Genomic DNA, 20,163 nt, shown 5'->3' with positions numbered 1-20,163 from the left:
CGGCGTCCGGCTAGCGGCAGCCCGAGGGCACGCCCGTGGTCCGCTTGCGGCTCGCGGCGGCGACGGCGTCGGAGAACTCGTTGGCCCACTGGGCGGCCTGCGCATACCCCGTCGGCACCGTGACCCGGACCGGCACCTCCCGGTCCAGGGTCGTGAAGACCGGCCCGGCCGGGTCCTGGCGCGCGTACCAGCAGACCTCGTTCATGTTCAGCAGTTCGGCGTCGAGCGGCACGCAACCGGCGCCCCCGTCCAGCGTGGCGCACATCGCGGGCTGCGCGACCCCGCAGGCCAGGGTGATCGGCGGCTCGCCCCAGGCGGCGTTCTGCCGCGGCCCCGCGGTCACCTGCCGGGCGGGCAGGTCGCGCAGCGTCCCGGGCAGCGCCGAGGTGACCGCCTGGCACACCTGCGCGGCCCGCGCGGACAGCGCGGGCGCGGCCATCGGCACCGGGGTGTCCGGCACGGCGGCCCGCGCGCTCGGCGCGGCCGTGGTGGGTGCGGCCGCCGGCTGGGCGGGACGCAGGACCTGCGTGAAGGCCAGGAACCCCACGAGTACGGCGACCGGCACCGCGACCACCGTGGCCCACAGGGCCGCGCGGCGTGTCGTCCGGTCGGGCACTGGCGTTTCTTCGCGGGTTTCCAGGTCGAGCATGCTCAGAGATTTACCACGGAGCAGGTCAGGGTCCGGGTGATGCCCGGTACGTACTGGACCTTGCTCACAATGAGCTGCCCCAGCTCGTCGACGTTGTGCGCCTCGGACAGCACCACCACGTCGTAAGGGCCGGTGACCGCGTCGACCCGGACCACTCCGGGGATTTTGTCGATCGCTGCGGCCACGTCACGGGCCTTTCCGACCTCCGTCTGGATGAGGATGTATGCCTGGACCACGATCCGACTCCTCTCCGCCGCTGGCGACCCGAACGTGAAACTACAGCACGGAGCGGCCGGAAAGCGGAATGCCACCGTAAGGAAGGGGAATGGCGACGTGAGCATCGCGGAGGCGGGGGAGTTCGGGCTCATCGCCCGGATCGTCGCGCGGCTCGATTTCGGTACGGCGAGCCTGCTCGGCCCGGGCGACGACGCCGCGGTGGTGGCCGCGTCGGACGGCCGCGTCGTGGCGAGCACCGACGTGCTCGTGGAGGGCCGGCACTTCCGGCGGGACTGGTCGAGCGCCACCGACGTCGGTCATCGGGCCGCCGCCGCGAACCTGGCCGACATCGCCGCCATGGGAGCCAGCCCCACGGCGCTGCTGGTGGGGCTGTGCGTGCCCGTCGACCTGGACATCTCGTGGGCCGAGGACCTGGCCGCCGGGCTGTCCGCCGAGGCCGCCAAGGTCGGCGCCGGGGTGGTGGGCGGGGACATGTCCGCCAGCCCCACCCTGACGGTCGCGGTCACCGCGCTCGGCGACCTGGGCGGGCGCGCCCCGGTGCTGCGCAGCGGGGCCCAGCCGGGGGACGTGGTCGCGCTCGCGGGGCGGACCGGCTACGCGGCGGGCGGGTACACCGTGCTGTCGCGCGGCTTCCGGACCCCGAAACTGCTGGTCGAGGCGTACCGGCGGCCCGAGGTCCCGTACGAGGCGGGCGCGGCCGCGGCGACGTTGGGGGCCACGTCGATGATCGACGTCTCGGACGGGCTGCTGCAGGACCTGGGCCACGTGGCCGCGGCCAGCGTCGTCGGCATCGACCTGCACACCGAGGCGTTCGAGATCCCGGGTGCGATGCGGGACGCGGCGATCGCGCTGGGCGTGGACCCGTTCCAGTGGGTGCTGGGCGGCGGCGACGACCACGCGCTGGCCGCGACGTTCCCGCCGGGGGTGACGCTGCCCGCGCAGTGGCGGGTGATCGGCGGCGTGCACGAGGGCACCGGCGTGACCGTGGACCGCAAGCCGTGGCAGGGCGGCACCGGGTGGGACCACTTCCGCTGACGGCTAGGGTGGTCCCCCGTGAGTGAGATCGATATCCGGCCGGCCCGGTTTACCTCGCCCGAGGTGCAGTTGCTGGTCGCGGACGCGCTGGGCGACCTCTCCCAGCGGTACGGCGGGACCGGCGACGACACCCCGATCGCCCTCGACGACTTCGAGGCGCCCTCGGGGGCGTTCTTCGGGGCGTACCTGGGGGAGGCGCTGGTGGGGTGCGCGGGTTGGCGTGCGCACGGCGAGGACGCGGAACTCAAGCGCATGTACACGTCCCCGTCGGTGCGGGGGCGCGGGGTGGCCCGGCGGCTGCTGGCGGCGGTGGAGGAGTCGGCGCGGGCCGAGGGGCGCAAGCGGATGATCCTGGAGACCGGGGACCGCCAGCCGGAGGCGATCGCGCTGTACACGTCCTCCGGGTACGAGCGGATCGAGGACTTCGGCTACTACAAGGGCCAGGACGGGGTGCTGTCGTACGCCCGTACGTTGTAGGCCGGGACAACGCGGCCGGGACAACGCAGATAGCCGCCGGGTCGGTGACCCGGCGGCTACGGCAGAACGGCGGTCTTGGTGGTGGCCCGCGTCAGGCGCGGACGACCTTGCCGGCCTTGATGCAGGACGTGCAGACCTTCAGCTTCTTGGTCGTGCCGCCACCGGCCGGGGTGCGCACCGACTGGATGTTGGGGTTCCAGCGGCGGTTGGTCCGCCGGTGCGAGTGGGACACGTTGTGGCCGAAGCCCGGTCCCTTGCCACAGACGTCGCACACGCTAGCCACGGGATACTCCTGGGATTGATTCGCTGAGCCGTCGGAGGTGCCCAGCGCTCAGCGCGCGGGCAACCTGGCCAGGTTACCCGATGGTCGCGCCGGGCAGCCAATCGCCCCCGGTGCGGGCGCGACCCGACCGCCTGACTCGGTGATTTGTCGGTGTGGGTGAGTACGATTTTCGCGTGCTGGACACCCTCGACGACGCCGCGGTCCGACGCTGGTGCGGCGGCGGGTTGGCCGCCCTGCGCGCACACCAGCACGAGATCGACGAGCTGAACGTCTACCCGGTGCCCGACGGTGACACCGGCACCAACCTGGTGCTCACTCTGACCTCCGCGCAGCAGGCGCTGGAGGAGCCCGAGCCGGACGGGCGGGCCGCGGTCGGCGACACGATGCGCCGGATGGCGCGGGGCGCGCTGCTGGGCGCCCGGGGCAACTCCGGGGTGATCGTCTCCCAGATCCTGCGCGGCATGGCCGACACGTTCGCCACCGTGGTCGCGGTGCGCGGCGCCGAGCTGGCCCGCGCCCTGCGCACCGCGACCGACGCGGCGTACGCGGCGGTGGCCCGTCCCGTGGAGGGCACGGTCCTGTCCGTCGTGGCGGCGGCGGCCGACGGTGCGGGCCGGATCGCCTCGGACGATCTGGTGGCGACCGCGCGGGCGGCGGCCCGGGCGGCGGCCGAAGCCCTGGCCCGGACCCCGCAGCAGCTGCCCGTGCTGGCCCGCGCGGGGGTGGTCGACGCGGGCGGCCGGGGCCTGGTGCTGCTGCTGGAGGCCCTGGTCGACGCCCTCGACGGCCTCGCGGTGCCCGCCGAGGGCCACGGGTCGCCGGGCGACGGCTCACCGGCCAACGGCTCACCGCCAGCCGGGCTCGACGGCGGTGTCGCGCACGAGGGCGGGTCCGCGTTCGGGTATGAGGTGCAGTATCTGCTGGACGCCGAGCCCGCCGCCGTGGCGCGGCTGCGCGCCACCCTGGGCGAGCTGGGCGACTCGCTGGTGGTGGTCGGCACCGGGGACGGCAGCCCGCCCACCTGGAACGTGCACGTCCACGTCGACGACATCGGCGCGGCGATCGAGGCGGGGGTCGTCGCCGGGCGCCCGCACCGGATCACGGTCACCGCGCTGGAGGAGCGGGTGCCCGTGCCCGAGGCGCTGCCGCCCGCCGTGCCCGACCCGGAGGCGCGCGGGGCCGTCGTGGTGGCCGCGGGCCACGGCCTGACCGCGCTGCTGGCCGCCGAGGGGGCGATCGTGGTGGGCCGCAACCCGTCCACGGCCGAGATGCTGGCGGCGATCGATCAGACCGGCGCGCCGCGGGTGGTCCTGCTCCCCAACGACGCCAACACCCAGGCGGTCGCGGACGCGGCGGCCCGGGAGGCCGCCACCACCGGGGTCCGGGTCAGCGTGGTGCCCACCCGTTCACCGGTGCAGGCCCTGGCCGCGCTGGCGGTGCGCGACCCGCAGCGGCGCTTCGCCGACGACGTGATCGCGATGGCCGAGGCCGCCGGCGCCTGCCGGTACGGCGAGGTGTGCACCGCGGGCCGGGAGGCGTTCACCGTGGCCGGACGCTGCCGCCCGGGTGACCTGCTGGGCCTGGTCGACGGCGAGGTGCACATCATCGGCGACGACCTGGAGACCGTGTCCAAACAGCTGATCGACCGGATGCTCGGCGGCGGCGGCGAGATGGTCACGCTGGTGCTGGGCGCCGACGCCCCGGCCGATCTGGATCCGACGTTGCGCTCGCACGTGGGCCACACCTGGCCCTTCGTCGAGGTGCATCTCTACACGGGTGGGCAGCCGCGCTACCACCTGCTGGTGGGAGTGGAATGACCGACACCGGCACCGCGGTCACGACCGACAGCCCGCTGCGGGCCGTGGTGGGTGAGAAGACCGCGAAGGCGCTGGCCGCACACCTCGACCTGCACACCGCCGGCGACCTCATCTACCACTTCCCGCGCCGCTACGACGAGCGGGGCGAGCACACCGACATCAGGACCCTGGCGGTGGGCGAGGAGGTCACTGTGCTGGCCCAGGTGCAGAGCACGACGGTACGACCGATGCGCGCCCGCAAGGGCACCATGCTTGAGGTCACCATCGGGGACGGGTCCGGCGCGAGCCTGACCTGCACCTTCTTCAACCAGGCGTGGCGGGAGCGGGATCTGCGCCGGGGACGGTGGGGGTTGTTCGCGGGCAAGGTGACCGAGTTCCGCGGCAAACGTCAGCTCAACGGGCCCGCCTATCAACTGTTGCGGGCCGACGCCTCGCAGGACGAGGCCGCCGAGGAGATCGAGGAGTTCGCGGGCGCGCTCATCCCGGTGTATCCGGCGGCGGCCGCCGTACCGACCTGGGTCATCGCCCGGTGCGTGCGCACGCTGCTGGACATGCTGCGGCCACCGGACGACCCGCTGCCCGCCTCGGTACGCGCCAACCGTGGCCTGGTCGGGCTCGGCACGGCGCTGCGGGAGATCCACCGGCCCAGCTCCAAGGAGGAGCTGTACCGGGCGCGGCACCGGCTGAAGTGGGACGAGGCGTTCGCCGTACAGCTGACGCTCGCGCAGCGGCGGGCCCGCGCGGCCGGATTCCCGGCAGTGGCCCGGCCCCGCACGGAGGCCGGGTTGCTGGCCGCGTTCGACTCAGCCCTGCCGTACGAGCTGACGGACGGGCAGCGCCGGGTCGGTGAGGAGATCGCCGCCGACCTGGGCGGGTCGCATCCGATGCACCGGCTGCTGCAGGGCGAGGTCGGCTCCGGCAAGACCCTGGTCGCGGTGCGGGCGATGCTGCAGGTGGTGGACGCGGGCGGGCAGGCGGCACTGTTGGCCCCGACCGAGGTGCTGGCCACCCAGCATCATCGCGGCATCGCGGCGCAGCTCGGCGCGCTCGGCCGCGCCGGTGAACTGGACGGCGACCCGGGCGGCACCCGGCTGGCCCTGGTCACCGGCTCGCTCGGCGCCGCCGCCCGCCGCGCCGCGCTGGCCGAGGTCGCCGACGGCCGCGCCGGCATCGTGGTCGGCACCCACGCGCTGCTGTACGAGGGGGTCGACTTCCACGACCTCGGCCTGGTGGTGGTGGACGAGCAGCACCGCTTCGGCGTGGAGCAGCGCGACGCCCTGCGGGCCAAGGCCGCCCAGCCGCCGCACGTGCTGGTGATGACCGCGACGCCGATCCCGCGCACGGTCGCCATGACCGTGTACGGCGACCTGGAGACGTCCACGCTGTCCCAGCTGCCCCGGGGCCGTTCGCCGATCGCCTCGCACGTGGTTCCGGCGGCGGAGAAGCCCGCGTACCTGGACCGGGCGTGGCAGCGGCTGCGCGAGGAGGTCCAGGCGGGCCACCAGGCGTACGTGGTGTGCCCCCGGATCGGGGAGGCCACCGGCGACGAGGACGAGGAGCCGCCGAGCGACACCGAGTCGGCGCGGCGCCCGCCGCTGGCGGTGACCGAGGTGGCGCCGCTGCTGGCCGAGGGCCCGCTGCGGGGTCTGCGGCTCGGCGTGCTGCACGGGCGGCTGCCCGCCGACTCCAAGGACGCGGTGATGCGCCGGTTCGCGGCGGGTGAGCTGGACGTGCTGGTCGCCACGACGGTCATCGAGGTGGGGGTGGACGTACCGAACTCCACCGTGATGATCATCCTGGACGCGGACCGGTTCGGCGTCTCCCAGCTGCACCAGTTGCGTGGCCGGGTGGGCCGGGGCACGGCGGCCGGCATCTGCCTGCTCGTCACCGAGGCGGTCGAGGGTTCGGCGGCGCGGGAGCGGCTGGACGCGGTGGCGTCCACCACGGACGGTTTCAAGCTCGCCGAGCTCGACCTGGAGCAGCGCCGGGAGGGCGACGTGCTGGGTGCCTCGCAGTCCGGGCGGCACTCGCATCTGCGGCTGCTGTCGCTGCTGCGCGACGCCAAACTCATCACCGAGGCCCGCGCCGAGGCGGCCGACCTCGTCGGGGACGACCCGGACCTGTCGCGCCACCCGGCCCTGGCCGCCTCGGTGGCCGCCCTGGTCGACGAGGAGCGCGCCGAGTTCCTGGAGAAGGGCTGACCATGCTGCTGCACTTCTGTGGTCGCGCCGACTGGGCGGCGGCCGTCGCGGCCGGGTCCTACACGGCGGACACCCTCGCCACCGAGGGTTTCATCCACTGTTCCACCGCCGCGCAGGTGCACATCCCCGCGAACGCGCTGGCCCGGGGCCGCACCGACCTGGTCCTGCTGCACGTGGACGAGACGCGCCTGCCGTCGCCCCCGGTGTGGGAGCCGGGCCGGCCCGAGGACCCCGACGGCATGCTCTTCCCCCACGTGTACGGCCCGATCCCGGTCGACGCGGTGGTCGCGGTGACCGACTTCCCACCCGGCCCGGACGGCACCTTCCCGCCGCTGCTGACCCCCTGACCCCCGGGTCACGGGCGATCTTGGTCGGATTCCGCCCCGGTGGGGGCGCCAACCGGCCAAGATCCGCGCTGGTGGGCTCCGAGCGGAATGGCGACGGGGCGCGCCGGCCGGTTGGCCGACGCGCCCCGTTCTCCGGCGCTGACTAGGGGACTCAGGCGGTGAAGGTCACCTTGCGCCGGCGGGCCAGGAAGAACAGCCCCCCGCCGATGGCCAGCAGGGCCGCCGCTCCGCCCGCGATCGAGCCCGCGGCCGCGCCGGTCACCGGCAGGCCGCCGCCACCACCCTCGCCACCGCAGTCCACCTTGCCGAGGGTGGCCTTGATGGACTCCACGTCGAGGCCGGGGAACTCCACGGTGGCGTGCTTCTCCTTGCCCAGGGTGAAGGTGGTCTTCCGCGAGGCGCCGGACGCGACCGTGGCGGTCTTGGTCTCCTCGCCGTACGTGATCTTCGCGGTGACCGGGGTGACGCCCTTGGGGTTCTGCACCGTGATCGCGACGGTGTCGCAGTCGTTCTCCACCACGACCGTGGGCAGCGCGCAGTCGCCCGGGTTCTGCCACTGGTACGTCTTGGTCTCGAGGCCCTCGGCGCCGATCGTGACGTCGCCCGAGCCGGCCGGGATGGTGATGCTCTCGGCCTTGCCCGCGCCCACCGTGACGGTCTTGGTGACGTCGCCGGTCTTGACCGCGAAGTCGATCGGGTAGCGGCTGATCTCACCGTTGTTGCTGAGGTTCACGGTCAGGGTGCCGTCGCACTGCGGGACCGTCGCGACCGCCGGCTGCTGGCAGGCCTTGCTGCCGCCGTTGAACCAGCCCGGCTTGCCGACCGAGCGGCTGCCGATGCCGTTGGGGCTGCCCAGCTTCTTGTCGCCGTACCGGGGGCCGTTGGCGGTGATCTCGGCGATGATGTCCTTCTCGGAGCCGAAGAACAGGTCGACCTGGGTGTTGCAGTCCGGCACCTTGACCTCGAGGTCGGCGCGGGGCTTGTCGGTGGTGATCACCGCGGAGGCGTGGTCGAACACGAACTGCGGCACGGAGAACTCCGGGCGCGGCGCGACGTAGGAGACCAGCGTGACCGGCTCGCCCTCGCAGAGCTTGATGCCCTCGTCGAGGGTGACCGTGGCGGTGGACTTGCCGTTCTCCACGCCGAACTCGTGGTGGAACTTGGCCTTGTCGGGGCTGACACAGGTCGGCGGCGGCGGGGCGCACGGGCCGTCGAAGCGCAGCTTGTACGAGTTGTTCCGGTCGGAGTATTCGTCGTCCCAATGGGCGGTGAAGGAGATCGACGCGTCGGTGATGTCGCCCTCCGCGCTCTGCGTGAAGACGGCCTTGCCGTCGACGTGGTGCGAGCGGCGGGGAATCACGACGCCGTTCTTCAGTTCGTTGTGCTCCGCGGTCTCTGCTTTGACGCCCGGGATCAGGGCGAGGTCGCTGACCGTGGCGTCGCCTCCCCAGTCGTTGGTGAGCGTCCAGGTGATGTCGCGCTTGCCGGTGGCCGCGTTGCAGACGGAATCGCCTTTGACGCTGCTGGCGTGGGCGCTGGCGGGGGTGGCGGCGACCGTCAACCCGGCCAAGCCGATGAGGGCACCCGCGAGGACGGTCGCGGTGCGGTGGAGCGAAGTCTTGACCTTCAACGCCAACTCCTGAAGCGGGGGGAACCGAGGGGGAATGCGGCATGTGGGAAGGCGGTGGCGTACGGATGCTGGGCTGCGGCGACGCCTCCCCACGTCGTCGGGTCGTCGGCGTACCGGCGACTCAGCGCTGTGACCATAGCCACTGCGGAACCCTTATGGAACGGCTCAGACGACCTTAAAGATCTTGTTGCGCGTCCGAGATTTTCGATGCACCGAAAGGCATTTCGGCGTCGCGCTGAGTGGGCCCGTGCCGAGCCTCCGAAAAGGACGAAAAGGGGCGCACCGGCGACCCGGTGCGCCCCTTTCTGGGGAATCAAAGCCGTCAGGCGGTGAACTTCACCTTGCGCCGACGAGCCAGGAAGAACAGCACGCCACCGATCGCGAGCAGCGCGGCCGCGCCACCGGCGATCGAGCCCGCGGCCGCGCCGGTCACCGGCAGACCGCCGCCGCCACCGTTGCTGTCACAGCCCTCGGGCAGCTGGTACGTGATCGTCTCGACCGGGGAGGTCCCGTAGCCCTTGGCGCTGACGCTGAGCTTGATCTGGAAGCCCGGCGTGGCGCTGAACTTCTCCACCTTGCGGTCGCCCGGCTTGATGGTGACGTCGCGCTTCTCACCCTTGCTGGTCTTGAGGTGGAGCGTGAACTCCATCCCGTCCTTGGGGTTGTCGAAGCCGATGCTGACCGTGGTGCAGTCCGCCTCGACGATCGGGGTCGGCTCGTTCGGCTCCGCGGGCTTCGACGGCTTGGTGGGCGGCGTCGACGGCTTGGTCGGCGGGGTCGACGGCTTGTCCGTCGGAGCGCACTTCTCCTGGGACTTGCGGACCGTGCCCGAGTTGTCGGCGTTGCGGTCCGTGTAGCCGCGCTTCCAGTGCGCGCCGATGGTCAGCGTGGCGGACTCGGCGGACGCGGGCAGCGTCTGCGTGCCCTTCAGTTCACCCTCGCCGTTCTTGGGCAGGACGTCCTGGACCTTGATACCGGTGAACGTGCTGCCTTCCGGCCCGGCCGTCACACTGGTGATGTCGCCCTGAAGGTCCTTCTCGCTGTTGGTGACGGTCCACTCGACCGTCCAGGTGCCGTCTTCCTTGACGCAGGACGGCGTCCCGGCGACCACCGGGTGATGGGCACTGGCGGGGGCGGCGAAGACCACGACCCCGGCAAGTCCGAGGAACGTGCCGGCCAGCGCGGCCGTGCTGCGGCGCAGCGGCGACTTGAACAGCTTCACGCGTACTCCTGGAGGAAGGAGGAGAAGGGGTACGGGTCGCGGAGGGCGGCGATGTCGCGGATGGACGGTCCCGCGGACGACGCCTCCCCACGTCGTCGTGTCGCCGGCGTTTCGGCGCCACAGGGGCATGACCATAACCATTGCTGTGCCACTGTGGAACCTCTCAGCGAGGCTTAAGGCTGTTGATGCGTGCCTGAGATCTTTTCTCCACCGAGTGCAGTGTCGCCAATGCGGTGCGTATCGATGACGACCCCTCTTTCGGCCGCGCATTTACGGACGAATACGGGCGCTCCGCCGTAAATGCGGTCGACATGACTCGTCCGGCTATGTGGGGGTTCCGGCGGGGAACCTCCCCTTGCGCGAATCCGCCCGGGAAGGTGGATCTGGCCCTCCATTGCGGATCTTTCCGACCTCGATCGGGTCGAGACCGGCATGTCCGTCCGGGGGCCCGGGCCGGCGCCGCACTTCGGGGCGGGCCGGTGCAGTAGCGTCAGACTGGTAGTCGCACACCCGCGAGAGGGGCCATGACCAGGATCATCGCCGGCGCCCACGGCGGTCGCCGGCTGGCCGCACCGGCCGGCGCGCAGACCCGGCCGACGTCCGACCGCGTCCGGGAAGCGTTCTTCAGCTCCGTGGAGGCCCTGACGGACCTCGAGGGCGCCCGCTTCGCCGACCTGTACGCCGGATCGGGTGCGGTCGGCCTGGAGGCACTCTCCCGGGGAGCGGCCTTCGCGCTGCTGGTCGAGGCCGACGGCCGGGCGGCCCGGATCATCCGTGACAACGTCGTGGCGCTGCGTGTCGGCACGGCCGCGCGGCTGGTCACGGGCAAGGTCGCCCAGGTACTCGCGGCCCCGCCCGAGGGCGGCCCGTACGACGTGGTCTTCGCCGACCCGCCGTACGCGCTGGGCGACGAGGAGGTGGCCGACATGCAGCGGGCGCTGGTGGAGAACGGCTGGCTGGCGACCGGCGCGGTGGTGGCGATCGAGCGATCCACCCGTACCGCGGTGCGCGGGGAGCCACTGGCCTGGGTGGACGGGATCGCCGCGGAGCGCAGCCGCCGCTACGGCGAGACCACTCTTTGGTACGGTCGCCGATCATGAGACGTGCGGTCTGTCCCGGCTCCTTCGACCCGGTGACCAACGGGCATCTGGACATCATCGGCCGGGCGAGCCGGCTCTTCGACGAGGTCATCGTCGGTGTACTCATCAACCAGTCGAAGAGCGGCCTGTTCACGGTCGAGGAACGCCTGGACATGCTGCGCGAGGTGACCGCGAAGTACGGCAACGTACGGGTCGAGTCGTTCCACGGCCTGCTGGTCGACTTCTGCCGCTCCCAGCACGCGGCGGTCGTGGTCAAGGGGCTGCGCGCGGTCAGCGACTTCGACTACGAACTGCAGATGGCGCAGATGAACATCGGCCTCTCCGGTGTCGAGACGTTGTTCATGCCGACCAACCCGCTGTATTCATTCCTCTCGTCCAGCCTGGTCAAGGACGTCGTGAAGTGGGGCGGTGACGCGTCGGCGTACCTGCCGGACGTCATCGGCGAGCGGCTGGCGGCGCGGCTGCGCCAGGGCTGAGCGCGCCCGACGCGCCGACGGTGATCGAGCGGCGAGCCCCTCCCCGCCTCATCATTAACGGCAGTAACGTGTCCACACCACGCACCGTGGGTGCGAGACGACAGGAGTGAGGCGCCGGTGGATCCGCTGGACCGCATCGACGAGATCATCGCCATGGTGGAGGCCGCGCGCTCCGTGCCCATGTCGCGGACCAATTTCCTGTTCGACCGCGCCGAGATGATCGCCCTGCTCGACGAGCTGCGCGCCGAACTGCCGGGGGACATCCGCCGGGCCGTGGCGCTGCTGGAGGAGCGCGACAAGATCATCGATGCGGGCAAGCGCGAGGCCGACCGGATCATCAGCGAGGGGGAGACCGAGCACGCCCGGCTCGTCTCCGTCAACGAGATCACGGTGTCCGCCGAGCACGAGGCGGCCCGGATCATCGCCGAGGCGCGCTCCGAGGCGCAGCGGCTGCGCGAGGAGGTCGACGACTACGTCGACACCGCCCTGGCCAATTTCGAGCAGTTCCTCACCCGTGCCCTGGCCTCGATCGAGCGCGGCCGGGACAAGATGCACGCGCTGCGCGAGATCGGCACCTTCCAGGGCGAGGACGCCGAGCGTCCCCTCCCGTTCTGACCCGGTTCGACGTCCGGCCGGCTGCTCAGGTAATCTTTCGTGTCGGCCTGCACCCGGGCCGGAGTTTCAGCACGCCCGAAACAAGCCGCCGAAACCACCCAGGTTGAAGACAGCCCAGCACCCCACCATGCCCAAGCATCCGCAGAACCACCTCGATCCCAGGCAGCCGCTGGTCGTCGACACGACGAAACTCCCGCGCCAGCCTGGTGCGACGCGTACCCTTCAGCGGGTGGTCGCGGCCCCGGTGGATCTCGGGCTGGAGCTGATCCAGGTGCCCGAGGGCTCCGACCTCGAACTCGACCTGACGCTGACCTCAGTCTCCGAGGGGGTCTACGTCAGCGGCGCCGTGCGCGGCTCGCTGGCCGGCGAGTGCGGGCGCTGCCTGAACCCGATCACCGAGACCTTCGACGTACCCATCGCGGAGCTGTACGCGTACGAGGACAGCACCACGGAGGAGACGACGGACTCCGACGAGGTCGGCCGGATGCAGGGTGATCTGATCGACCTGGAGCCGGCGGTACGGGACGCGGTGGTGCTCATGCTGCCGACGAACCCGGTCTGCCGGCCGGACTGCCCAGGGTTGTGCCCCGAGTGCGGGGTGCATCTCGACGACCTCCCGGCCGGTCACGGCCACGAGGACGTGGACCCCCGCTGGGCCGCTTTGCGTAATTTGCCAGAGGCGGCTTCGCCGCAACACCAGCAACACCGGATCGAGGAGTAGGAACCGTGGCCGTCCCCAAGCGCAAGATGTCGCGCAGCAACACCCGTTCGCGCCGGGCGAACTGGAAGGCGACCGCGGTCTCGACCGTGGCCTGCCCCCAGTGCAAGTCGCCGAAGCTGCCGCACGCCGCCTGCTCGGTCTGCGGCACCTACAACGGCCGTCAGGTCCTCGAGGTCTGAGTCGCCAGGAGTGACACGCCCGGACACCGGGCGGGTCGCGCCTGAGCGACGGCGATCGCCCGGTGCCCCGGATCCCGGGCACGTCGGTGGGGGAACCCCCGCCGACGCTGCCCCGGAGACGGGCACCGCGCGGATCGCCGTCGACCTCCTCGGCGGGGACCATGCTCCCGCCGTCGTGGTTGACGGCGCTCTGCGCGCCTGTCAGGCCGACCCGGCCCTCCAGCTTCTGCTCGTCGGCCCGCTCGATGCGGCCGGCGAGGCGACTGCCGCGTTGCCACCGGCCGACCGTGCCCGGGTACGCACCCTCACCCCGGGCGACCGCCCCGACCTGGCCCGCCGGAGAGGTTCCGGCGCCCGATCGGGTCCCGCCGCACCCGCCGAGAGCTGGGTCGAGTCCGGGGTGCGCGCGGCCGTCCTCGCGGTTGCGCAGGGCCAGGCCGACGCGATCGTGTCGGCGGGCAACACCGGTGCCACGGTCACCTCAGCGGCGCTCGGTCTGGGCCGCTGGCCGGGGGTACGCCGGCCCGCCCTGGCCGCCGTCCTGCCCACGGTCGCGGGGCGGCTGGTGCTGCTCGACGTGGGCGCCTCGGTCGACCCGGACGAGCAGACCCTCGGCATGCACGCCCAGCTCGGCGCCGCGTACGCGGCCAGCGTGCACGGCGCCGACCGGCCCCGGGTCGGGCTGCTCACCATCGGCACCGAACGCGGCAAGGGCGACCGGCTGCGCCGCGACGCCCCCGCCGTGCTGGCCGGACTGAGCCTGCCCGCCGGGGCCCGCTACGTCGGTCTGGTCGAGGGCAACGACGTGGTGCACGGCGCGGGCGCCGACGTCGTGGTGACGGACGGCTTCACCGGGAACATCCTGCTCAAGGGGCTGGAGACCGCGTACGCGCTGGCGGGCCCGCCCACCACCGCGTCGGCCGCCGACGACCCGCCGCCCCGGGCCGCGGTCCTGCTCGGCGTCGCGGGCACCGTCGTGGTGTGCCACGGTGCCGCCGGCCCCGACGACCTGGCCGCGGGCATCGCCCTGGCGGCCACCCTGCATCGCCGTGCCGCCGTGGCGGCCATCGCCGCAATGATCCCGCTCAGCGAGGTGACACATGACAAATGAGAAGCGTCGCCGGCCGTCCACCGCGCCACTGGAGGAGGCATTCGGGGTGACTCTCGACCCCGAACTCCTGGGGCGTGCCCTGACCCACCGCTCGTACGCGTACGAGAACGGGGGGCTGCCCACCAACGAGCGCCTGGAGTTCCTCGGCGACTCGGTGCTCGGCGTGGTGATCACCTCGGCGCTGTTCCACAACCACCCCGACCTGCCCGAGGGGCAGCTCGCCAAGCTGCGTGCCAGCGTGGTCAACATGCACGCGCTGGCCGACGTCGCCCGGTCGCTGGGCCCGCAGGGACTGGGCCCGCACCTGCTGCTCGGCAAGGGTGAGGAGACCACCGGCGGCCGGGACAAGGCCAGCATCCTGGCGGACACCCTGGAGGCGCTGCTCGGGGCGATCTACCTGGAGCACGGGCTGGACGCCGCCGCCGAGGTGATCCACCGGCTGTTCGATCCGCTGATGGCCGAGTCGGCGGGGCGGGGCGCGGCCCTGGATTGGAAGACCAGCCTGCAGGAGCTGACGGCCGCGCTCGGCCTGGGCGTGCCGGACTACCTCATCGACGACTCCGGTCCGGACCACGCCAAGACGTTCACCGCCTGGGTCGTGGTGGCAGGCGAGCGGTACGGCGGCTCCGACGGGCGCAGCAAGAAGCAGGCCGAGCAGCGCGCGGCCGCCGCGGCGTGGCGCACGCTGACCGAGCGGGCCGAGGCGCAGCCCCCGCCACCCGCCGTGGCCGGCGGCGGCCACGCGTCCCCGGCCCACACCGAGGCCGCATCAGCGGCCCGCGCCGACGGAACCGGCGACCGGTCGGCCTCCCGGGCAGACGGGAACGGCGACCAGCCGAGCGCCCGCGCCGACGCGACGGCTGCGGGCGGGACGACGGCCGGAGACGGCGCGCAACGGTGAGCGTGGTGGCCGACGAAACGACCGGCGGGACCGCGCCGCCCAGCGACACCACCGCCACCGAACCGGCGCCGGGCCTGTGGGCCAGGGCCGGCCGCTGGCGGGGGGTCGGCGTCGCGGTGGGCATCCTCGCGCTGACCCGCGTCGGCCAGCTGGTCATGCTGCTGTGGCTCGGCGCGGCCGCCGACGACGGGGTCGGCCTGCGCGGCCGCCTGCTGGTCTGGGACGCCGGCTGGTTCCTGCGGGTCGCGGTGCGCGGTTACCCGCACGGCTACACGTACGGCGACGACGGCCAGCTCCAGGGCAACGAACTGGCGTTCTTCCCGCTGTACCCGATGCTGATCCGGGGCCTGGCCGCCCTCGGCCTCGAAGCCCCCACCGCGGCGATCGCGGTGAGCTGGGTCGCGTCGGTGGGTGCGGCGGTCGCGCTGCACCTGCTCGGCACCAGCCTGTACGGCCGCCGCGCCGGCTGGGCACTTGTCGCGATCTGCTGCTCCGCCCCGGTGTCCGTCGTGCTGTCCATGGCGTACTCGGAAAGCCTGTTCCTGGCGCTGGTGGCGGGGATGCTGGTGGCCGCGCACCGCCGGGTGTGGTGGGTGGCCGGCCTGCTGGGGCTCGGCGCCGCGCTGACCCGCCCGACCGGCGCCGCGGCGGCGCTGGCGCTGGCGGTGGCGGCGCTGCTGGAACTGCGCCGCGCGGACGCCCGGCGGCGGTGGTGGATGCCGGTCGGTGCCGCCCTGCTGGCGCTGGCGGGGGTGCCCGCGTACCTCGGCTGGGTGGGTCTGCGGGTGGGTGACGCCTCCGCGTGGTTCCGGATCCAGACCGCGGGCTGGGGCACGTCCTTCGACTACGGCGAGAGCACGGTCGCGTTCGTCGGCCGCACGCTCAGCAGCGGCGACGGCTGGATCCCCGTGAGCGTGGCACTGCTGCTGCTGGTGGCGCTCGGCGCGGCCGCGATGGGCCTGGCCGGTCGGCCCTGGCTGCCGCTGGCCGTGTACGGGGTCGTGGCGATGGTGCTCGTCTACGGCCAGGCGGGCTTCTACCACTCCAAGCCACGGCTGCTGCTGCCCGTACTCTTGACGCTGCTGCCCGCGGTGGTCGCGGCGGCCCGCGCCCGGCCCCGGGTCGCGGTGCTGGCGATCACGGCCTGGGCCGCCTTCGGGCTGTGGTACGGCGCCTACCTGGTCGTCGTCTGGCCCTACACCCTCTAGCCGCGGAAGGGGCGCACGTGCCGGAGCTGCCCGAGGTCGAGACCGTCCGGCAGGGACTCGACACCTGGGTGACCGGCCGGACCATCGCCTCGGTGGAGGTGCGCCACCCACGCGCGATCCGCCGCCACCTGCCCGGCGACGCCCATTTCGCGGCGGTGCTGACCGGCCGGACGGTGACCGGGGTGTCGCGGCGCGGCAAGTACCTGTGGCTGCCGCTGGACTCCGGCGACGCGATCGTCGGCCACCTCGGCATGAGCGGGCAGCTGCTGCTGCAGCCCGCCGACGCCCCGGACGAGACCCACCTGCGGGTCCGGTTCACGTTCACCGACGGCGGCGCGCAGCTGCGCTTCGTGGACCAGCGCACGTTCGGCGGGCTGGCCGTGTCCGAGGGCGGTGCGGTGCTGCCCGGCGAGATCGCGCACATCGCCCGCGACCCGCTGGACCCGCTCTTCTCCGACGAGGACTTCGTGGCGGCGCTGCGCCGCAAGCGCACCGAGGTCAAACGCGCGCTGCTGGATCAGACGCTGCTCTCGGGGGTGGGCAACATCTACGCCGACGAGGCGTTGTGGCGTGCCCGGCTGCACGGCGCCCGGGCGGCGGACGCGCTGACCGGCCCGGCCGCCCGCCGGCTGCTCGGGCACGTCCGGGACGTGCTGCGCGAGGCGATCGTGGCGGGCGGCACCAGCTTCGACGCGCTCTACGTCAACGTCAACGGCGAGAGCGGCTACTTCGACCGCTCGCTCGACGCGTACGGGCGGGAGGGGTTGCCGTGCCACCGGTGCGGCACGGCGATCCGCCGGGAGCAGTTCATGAACCGCTCGTCGTACAGCTGTCCGCGCTGTCAGCCTCGTCCTCGGCGGACTCCTCGGTGACCGGCGGGCTGGCGTCCGTGGCCAGCCCGAATCCGGCACCCCGGCGACCCATGAGCCGCCGCGCCGCGGTGAGCAGTTGCGGCGGCACGCCGTGCACGAGGTGGCCGTCGCCGGGCCGGGCCCCGTCCCCGGCCCACCCCTGGTACGCCGTCCACGACCCGTCGAAGGTGCAGATGCGTACGCCCAGGTCGCGGTAGAGCGGGTGGGTGGGCACGCCCGGATTGAGCACCACCCGGTGCAGCCCGCGCCGGGCGGCCAGCCGGATGGTCAGCGCGACCGGGCCGACCCCGCCCGGCCCGGCCGGGGCCCGGTCCAGGAACAGCCCCTCGACCCCGTCGCCGCGCCAGGCGTCCACCGCGGCCAGCACGTCGGCCAGCGACCGGCTGCCCCAGTCCAGGTCGATGCGGCCCAGCACCTGGTGGGCGGTGCCCCGTTCGCCGGGCCGTTCCTGCACGAGCCAGGTCTCGGCGTCCAGTTCGAGCTCGGGCGACGGGTGCGCGTACGGGGGGAAGAGGGTCTTCACGGGCATCCTCCGGTTCTCGGGCGGCGGTCCGGATTGGCGGTCCGGGGCTGGGTTGTGCTGGTGAAACTCGGTCACCGCTGTTCGCGGGCCAGCCAGCGCAGCGTGGCGGGCCGGGCGGTACGCGGGGCGGGCACCGCGAGGGCCAGCTCGAAGACGGGGGCGGGTGGCGGCGCCGCCAGGTCGGTGTAGAGCGCGTCGTAGGCCCGCACCACGCGGTCGGTGGTGAAGCAGGCCAGCGCGCGGCGCCGGGCGGCGTCCCCGAGCGCCCGGCGCCGCGCCGGTTCGCGCAGCAGCGCGACGCAGGCCTCGGCCAGCGCCGCCGGGTCGTCGGCGGGCACGAGGACGCCCGCGTCGCCGAGCGTCTCGGCGACGGGTCCGACGTCGACGCCGACCACGGCGCGGCCGGACATCATGGCCTCGATCAACGTGTACGGCGGGTCGGCCGGGCCGGGCAGGTGCACGACGACGTGACCCGCCGCGTACCGGTCGCGCGGGTCGGCGGGCAGCGGGTGCAGGCGTACGGCGCGGCCGAGCCCGCTGCGTTCGATCCGTTCGGCGCAGTGGTCCTCGTGCGCGCCGGTCACCCCGACCAGGTGCAGCACCGTGCCGGGCACCGCGGCCACCACCGCGGCGTACCCGTCGAGCAGCGGGACGATCCCGCTGTCCGGACCGCCCGTCCCGGCCCAGACCAGCGCGGGTTCGGTGTCCGGCTCCGGGGCGGCCGGGAAGTCCATGGGGTCCACCCCCGCCGGGACGGGTACGAGCCGGGTGGGGCTGGCCCCGTGCCGCAACGCCCACCCGTGGTGGTACGCGCTCAGCGGCGCGATGAGCCCCGCCTCGGCGTACCCGGTGCGGGCCACGGCGTGGCGGAACCGGCGCAGCACGGTGCGGACCGTGGGGGAGAGCCGTTCCTCGGTGGGCCGCAGCCGTCCCATCACCGCCCGCGCCTCGGTGAGCAGCATCGGGGTGCCGGTGCGCCAGCGCGCGGCGAGCGCGGCCAGCAGCGGGGTGGTGCCGCCGACGCAGTGCACGAGGTCGACCTCGGGCGCCGCCACCCCGAGGGGGCGGGCGGCGTGCCGCAGCAGCGTCGCGGCGGTACGGGCGTCGCGCAGGCTGAGGCGGGGCAACGGGAGCCGGTCCGTGCCGGGCGGGCCGGAGCGTTCGGCCTTCCACGCGTCGAGCAGGGCCTCGGCCAGGGACACCCCGCCGAGCGGGTCGTCGGCGGGGCCCTCGGGGTCGGCGTCGACGTGCCGGACCAGGCGGCGCAGCCCGTCGGCGAAGAGGGGGTCGGCGTGGCCGGGTTCGCCCATCAGGCCGCGGCAGAGCAGCACGGCCGCGACGCCGTCGCCGTCACCGCGGCGGGGTTCGCCCCGGCCGAGGACGACGGCGCGGGCGGAGGCCACGTTGCCGGGCAGCGGGTACGCGGGTGCTCCCGGCGGCTCCCGGTCGGTGATCGTCAGCAGCTCGAAGGTGCGCTGGCTCAGGCCCTCGACGAGGCCGCGGCACCATCCGCCGAGCGCGTCACGCCGGTACGGGTACCCGCCCCCGGTGAGCAGACAGATGCGCATGCCCGGCTCAGCACCGTGGGCGCGACGGGGGCGATATCACGAAGGACAGAACGACACAGCGCCGAAAAGTAACGGGACTTTGTCGCTAAGACGACCAGATTGCGGACTCTTTGTGCGTTTTGGGACGATTCCGTCCTAGGAATGCCACCCTGCCCGGCGCTGAGCGGATGCCGGGGAGTCAGAAGCCGGGTGCCCCGCCACTGGCACCCGGCGCTGGAGGCGGCAACGGCCATCGGGGGCCGCACCCGCCCGGGGGGTCGCGGTGGCCTCGATCCTCGAAGATCGAAACACTTCGACCCCGGTGACGGTAAGCAATCGGGGCGCCGAGCGGCAAACCGCCTAAGAAAGGTTTTAAGTCCCGCTAATGGGTGGCCGGCGTGGCGTGATTCACTCTGTTCATGTGCGGTGCCACGCAGCCCACGGCTTGACGCAGCGTGGGGATCGGCGGACTATAGGACCTGTCGCCAGTCGCGCCCGCTTGTGCCCAGTTGTGTACTGGGCGTGAGGGATCTGCACCTTACAGCAAGTTCAATGAGGTGCAGGATACTGCGCTCACGCGTGCCCGTGAGTGTAGGTGCGTTTTTCGCTGGGCGCGCGTATGGCCGGCTTTCCGGCAGCGCTTGAATAGAGACGCAGCGTCTCACTAGGAGTCCAACATGGCGAAGGCCCTCTACGGCCACGTAGGTGCGGCGCCCGACCGGCGCCTGCTCGACGAGGTCACCCGACTGCGTTCCAGGGTGCAGGCTCTGGAGTTCGAGGTCACCCGCCTCCGGGCGGAGAATGACCGGCTCGCGGCGGCAGCCGCCGAGGCGGACGACATTCTGCGGCTGACCGAGCCGGCGCTGACCTGAGCTTCACCCCGGGCGCCGCGAACCGGCGCTTCACATCCCCTCGCACTACAAACGCATATCGCAGCAGCGCGCCTCCACCCCGTGGCGGCGCGCATTCTTTTTCGGGTGCCACGCCGCCCGGTGCACCCGCTTGATGCCCG

General features: G+C 73.1%; 22 protein-coding genes. 15 read left to right on the top strand and 7 right to left on the bottom strand.

From position 1 onward, the window contains the following. Positions 1-10: 10 nt before the first annotated feature. Together EV385_RS07690 and EV385_RS07685 are read right to left on the bottom strand one after the other, a co-directional pair. Positions 11-649: a DUF3515 family protein gene (locus tag EV385_RS07690; RefSeq protein ID WP_130508826.1), complete on the bottom strand. Its 639-nt coding sequence runs from the start codon at positions 647-649 to the stop codon at positions 11-13. Positions 650-651: 2 nt separating this feature from the next. After that, complete coding sequence (locus EV385_RS07685; protein ID WP_130508825.1) at positions 652-885, bottom strand: Lrp/AsnC ligand binding domain-containing protein; 234 nt, start codon at positions 883-885, stop codon at positions 652-654. Positions 886-982: 97 nt separating this feature from the next. On the opposite strand from EV385_RS07685, the gene EV385_RS07680 reads away from it, so the two are divergent. Continuing rightward, positions 983-1,921: a thiamine-phosphate kinase gene (locus EV385_RS07680; protein ID WP_242624761.1), complete on the top strand. Its 939-nt coding sequence runs from the start codon at positions 983-985 to the stop codon at positions 1,919-1,921. Between the two features lie 18 nt (positions 1,922-1,939). Continuing rightward, positions 1,940-2,398 carry a GNAT family N-acetyltransferase gene (locus EV385_RS07675; RefSeq protein WP_130508824.1) on the top strand — a complete coding sequence of 153 codons (459 nt, stop codon included), beginning with the start codon at positions 1,940-1,942 and terminating at the stop codon, positions 2,396-2,398. Between the two features lie 91 nt (positions 2,399-2,489). Here the strand turns inward: EV385_RS07675 and rpmB are convergent, their stop codons facing one another. Beyond that, the gene (rpmB, locus tag EV385_RS07670; RefSeq protein ID WP_026207002.1) at positions 2,490-2,681 is read right to left on the bottom strand and encodes a 50S ribosomal protein L28; all 192 of its coding nucleotides are present in this window, start codon (positions 2,679-2,681) and stop codon (positions 2,490-2,492) included. 173 nt (positions 2,682-2,854) lie between these two features. Here rpmB and EV385_RS07665 point away from each other — a divergent pair, with 173 nt between their 5' ends. The 3 genes from EV385_RS07665 to EV385_RS07655 are packed head-to-tail and all read left to right on the top strand — an operon-like array spanning position 2,855 to position 7,046. Continuing rightward, positions 2,855-4,498 (top strand): DAK2 domain-containing protein, encoded by a 1,644-nt coding sequence (locus EV385_RS07665; RefSeq protein ID WP_130508823.1) that lies wholly within the window; start codon positions 2,855-2,857, stop codon positions 4,496-4,498. Further along, positions 4,495-6,699, top strand: a complete 2,205-nt coding sequence (gene recG, locus EV385_RS07660; protein ID WP_130508822.1) for an ATP-dependent DNA helicase RecG — start codon at positions 4,495-4,497, stop codon at positions 6,697-6,699. The genes EV385_RS07665 and recG overlap by 4 nt, the downstream gene beginning before the upstream one ends. A gap of 2 nt (positions 6,700-6,701) precedes the next feature. Continuing rightward, positions 6,702-7,046 carry a DUF952 domain-containing protein gene (locus EV385_RS07655; protein ID WP_130508821.1) on the top strand — a complete coding sequence of 115 codons (345 nt, stop codon included), beginning with the start codon at positions 6,702-6,704 and terminating at the stop codon, positions 7,044-7,046. 151 nt (positions 7,047-7,197) lie between these two features. Here the strand turns inward: EV385_RS07655 and EV385_RS07650 are convergent, their stop codons facing one another. Beyond that, complete coding sequence (locus EV385_RS07650) at positions 7,198-8,676, bottom strand: LPXTG cell wall anchor domain-containing protein (RefSeq protein ID WP_130508820.1); 1,479 nt, start codon at positions 8,674-8,676, stop codon at positions 7,198-7,200. Between the two features lie 322 nt (positions 8,677-8,998). Next, a complete protein-coding gene (locus EV385_RS07645) occupies positions 8,999-9,898 on the bottom strand; it encodes an LPXTG cell wall anchor domain-containing protein (RefSeq protein ID WP_130508819.1) in 900 nt (299 codons plus the stop codon). A gap of 524 nt (positions 9,899-10,422) precedes the next feature. Here EV385_RS07645 and rsmD point away from each other — a divergent pair. From rsmD to mutM, 9 genes are all read left to right on the top strand, one after another. Then, positions 10,423-10,998, top strand: a complete 576-nt coding sequence (rsmD, locus tag EV385_RS07640; RefSeq protein ID WP_130508818.1) for a 16S rRNA (guanine(966)-N(2))-methyltransferase RsmD — start codon at positions 10,423-10,425, stop codon at positions 10,996-10,998. Further along, a complete protein-coding gene (gene coaD, locus EV385_RS07635) occupies positions 10,995-11,474 on the top strand; it encodes a pantetheine-phosphate adenylyltransferase (RefSeq protein WP_130508817.1) in 480 nt (159 codons plus the stop codon). The genes rsmD and coaD overlap by 4 nt, the downstream gene beginning before the upstream one ends. Before the next feature lie 117 nt (positions 11,475-11,591). Continuing rightward, on the top strand, positions 11,592-12,089 hold the full coding sequence (locus tag EV385_RS07630; protein ID WP_130513149.1) for an SPFH domain-containing protein: 498 nt from the start codon (positions 11,592-11,594) through the stop codon (positions 12,087-12,089). 127 nt (positions 12,090-12,216) lie between these two features. Then, the gene (locus EV385_RS07625; RefSeq protein WP_130508816.1) at positions 12,217-12,810 is read left to right on the top strand and encodes a YceD family protein; all 594 of its coding nucleotides are present in this window, start codon (positions 12,217-12,219) and stop codon (positions 12,808-12,810) included. A gap of 5 nt (positions 12,811-12,815) precedes the next feature. Next, positions 12,816-12,989, top strand: a complete 174-nt coding sequence (gene rpmF / locus EV385_RS07620; RefSeq protein WP_067685631.1) for a 50S ribosomal protein L32 — start codon at positions 12,816-12,818, stop codon at positions 12,987-12,989. Between the two features lie 133 nt (positions 12,990-13,122). Further along, a complete protein-coding gene (locus EV385_RS07615) occupies positions 13,123-14,100 on the top strand; it encodes a phosphate acyltransferase PlsX (RefSeq protein ID WP_242625253.1) in 978 nt (325 codons plus the stop codon). Then, positions 14,090-15,001, top strand: coding sequence for a ribonuclease III (rnc, locus tag EV385_RS07610; protein WP_242624760.1), 912 nt, complete (start codon positions 14,090-14,092; stop codon positions 14,999-15,001). The genes EV385_RS07615 and rnc overlap by 11 nt, the downstream gene beginning before the upstream one ends. A 5-nt stretch (positions 15,002-15,006) precedes the next feature. After that, positions 15,007-16,209 (top strand): mannosyltransferase family protein, encoded by a 1,203-nt coding sequence (locus tag EV385_RS07605; RefSeq protein ID WP_130508814.1) that lies wholly within the window; start codon positions 15,007-15,009, stop codon positions 16,207-16,209. 17 nt (positions 16,210-16,226) lie between these two features. Next, a complete protein-coding gene (gene mutM / locus EV385_RS07600; protein WP_130508813.1) occupies positions 16,227-17,081 on the top strand; it encodes a bifunctional DNA-formamidopyrimidine glycosylase/DNA-(apurinic or apyrimidinic site) lyase in 855 nt (284 codons plus the stop codon). Here the strand turns inward: mutM and EV385_RS07595 are convergent. Both EV385_RS07595 and EV385_RS07590 read right to left on the bottom strand, forming a co-directional pair. Further along, on the bottom strand, positions 17,017-17,604 hold the full coding sequence (locus tag EV385_RS07595) for a Spherulin-4 (protein ID WP_130508812.1): 588 nt from the start codon (positions 17,602-17,604) through the stop codon (positions 17,017-17,019). The genes mutM and EV385_RS07595 overlap by 65 nt on opposite strands. A 71-nt stretch (positions 17,605-17,675) precedes the next feature. After that, positions 17,676-19,172 carry a DUF3492 domain-containing protein gene (locus tag EV385_RS07590; RefSeq protein WP_130508811.1) on the bottom strand — a complete coding sequence of 499 codons (1,497 nt, stop codon included), beginning with the start codon at positions 19,170-19,172 and terminating at the stop codon, positions 17,676-17,678. A 656-nt stretch (positions 19,173-19,828) separates the two neighbouring features. Between EV385_RS07590 and EV385_RS07585 the strand changes: the two genes are divergently transcribed. Beyond that, a complete protein-coding gene (locus EV385_RS07585) occupies positions 19,829-20,023 on the top strand; it encodes a hypothetical protein (RefSeq protein ID WP_089291272.1) in 195 nt (64 codons plus the stop codon). Positions 20,024-20,163 lie beyond the last annotated feature (140 nt).

The organism is Krasilnikovia cinnamomea (assembly GCF_004217545.1).
Taxonomy (GTDB): domain Bacteria; phylum Actinomycetota; class Actinomycetes; order Mycobacteriales; family Micromonosporaceae; genus Actinoplanes; species Actinoplanes cinnamomeus.
Note: the sequence above shows the minus strand (reverse complement) of the source record. Positions and strands in the feature narration are given on the sequence as shown.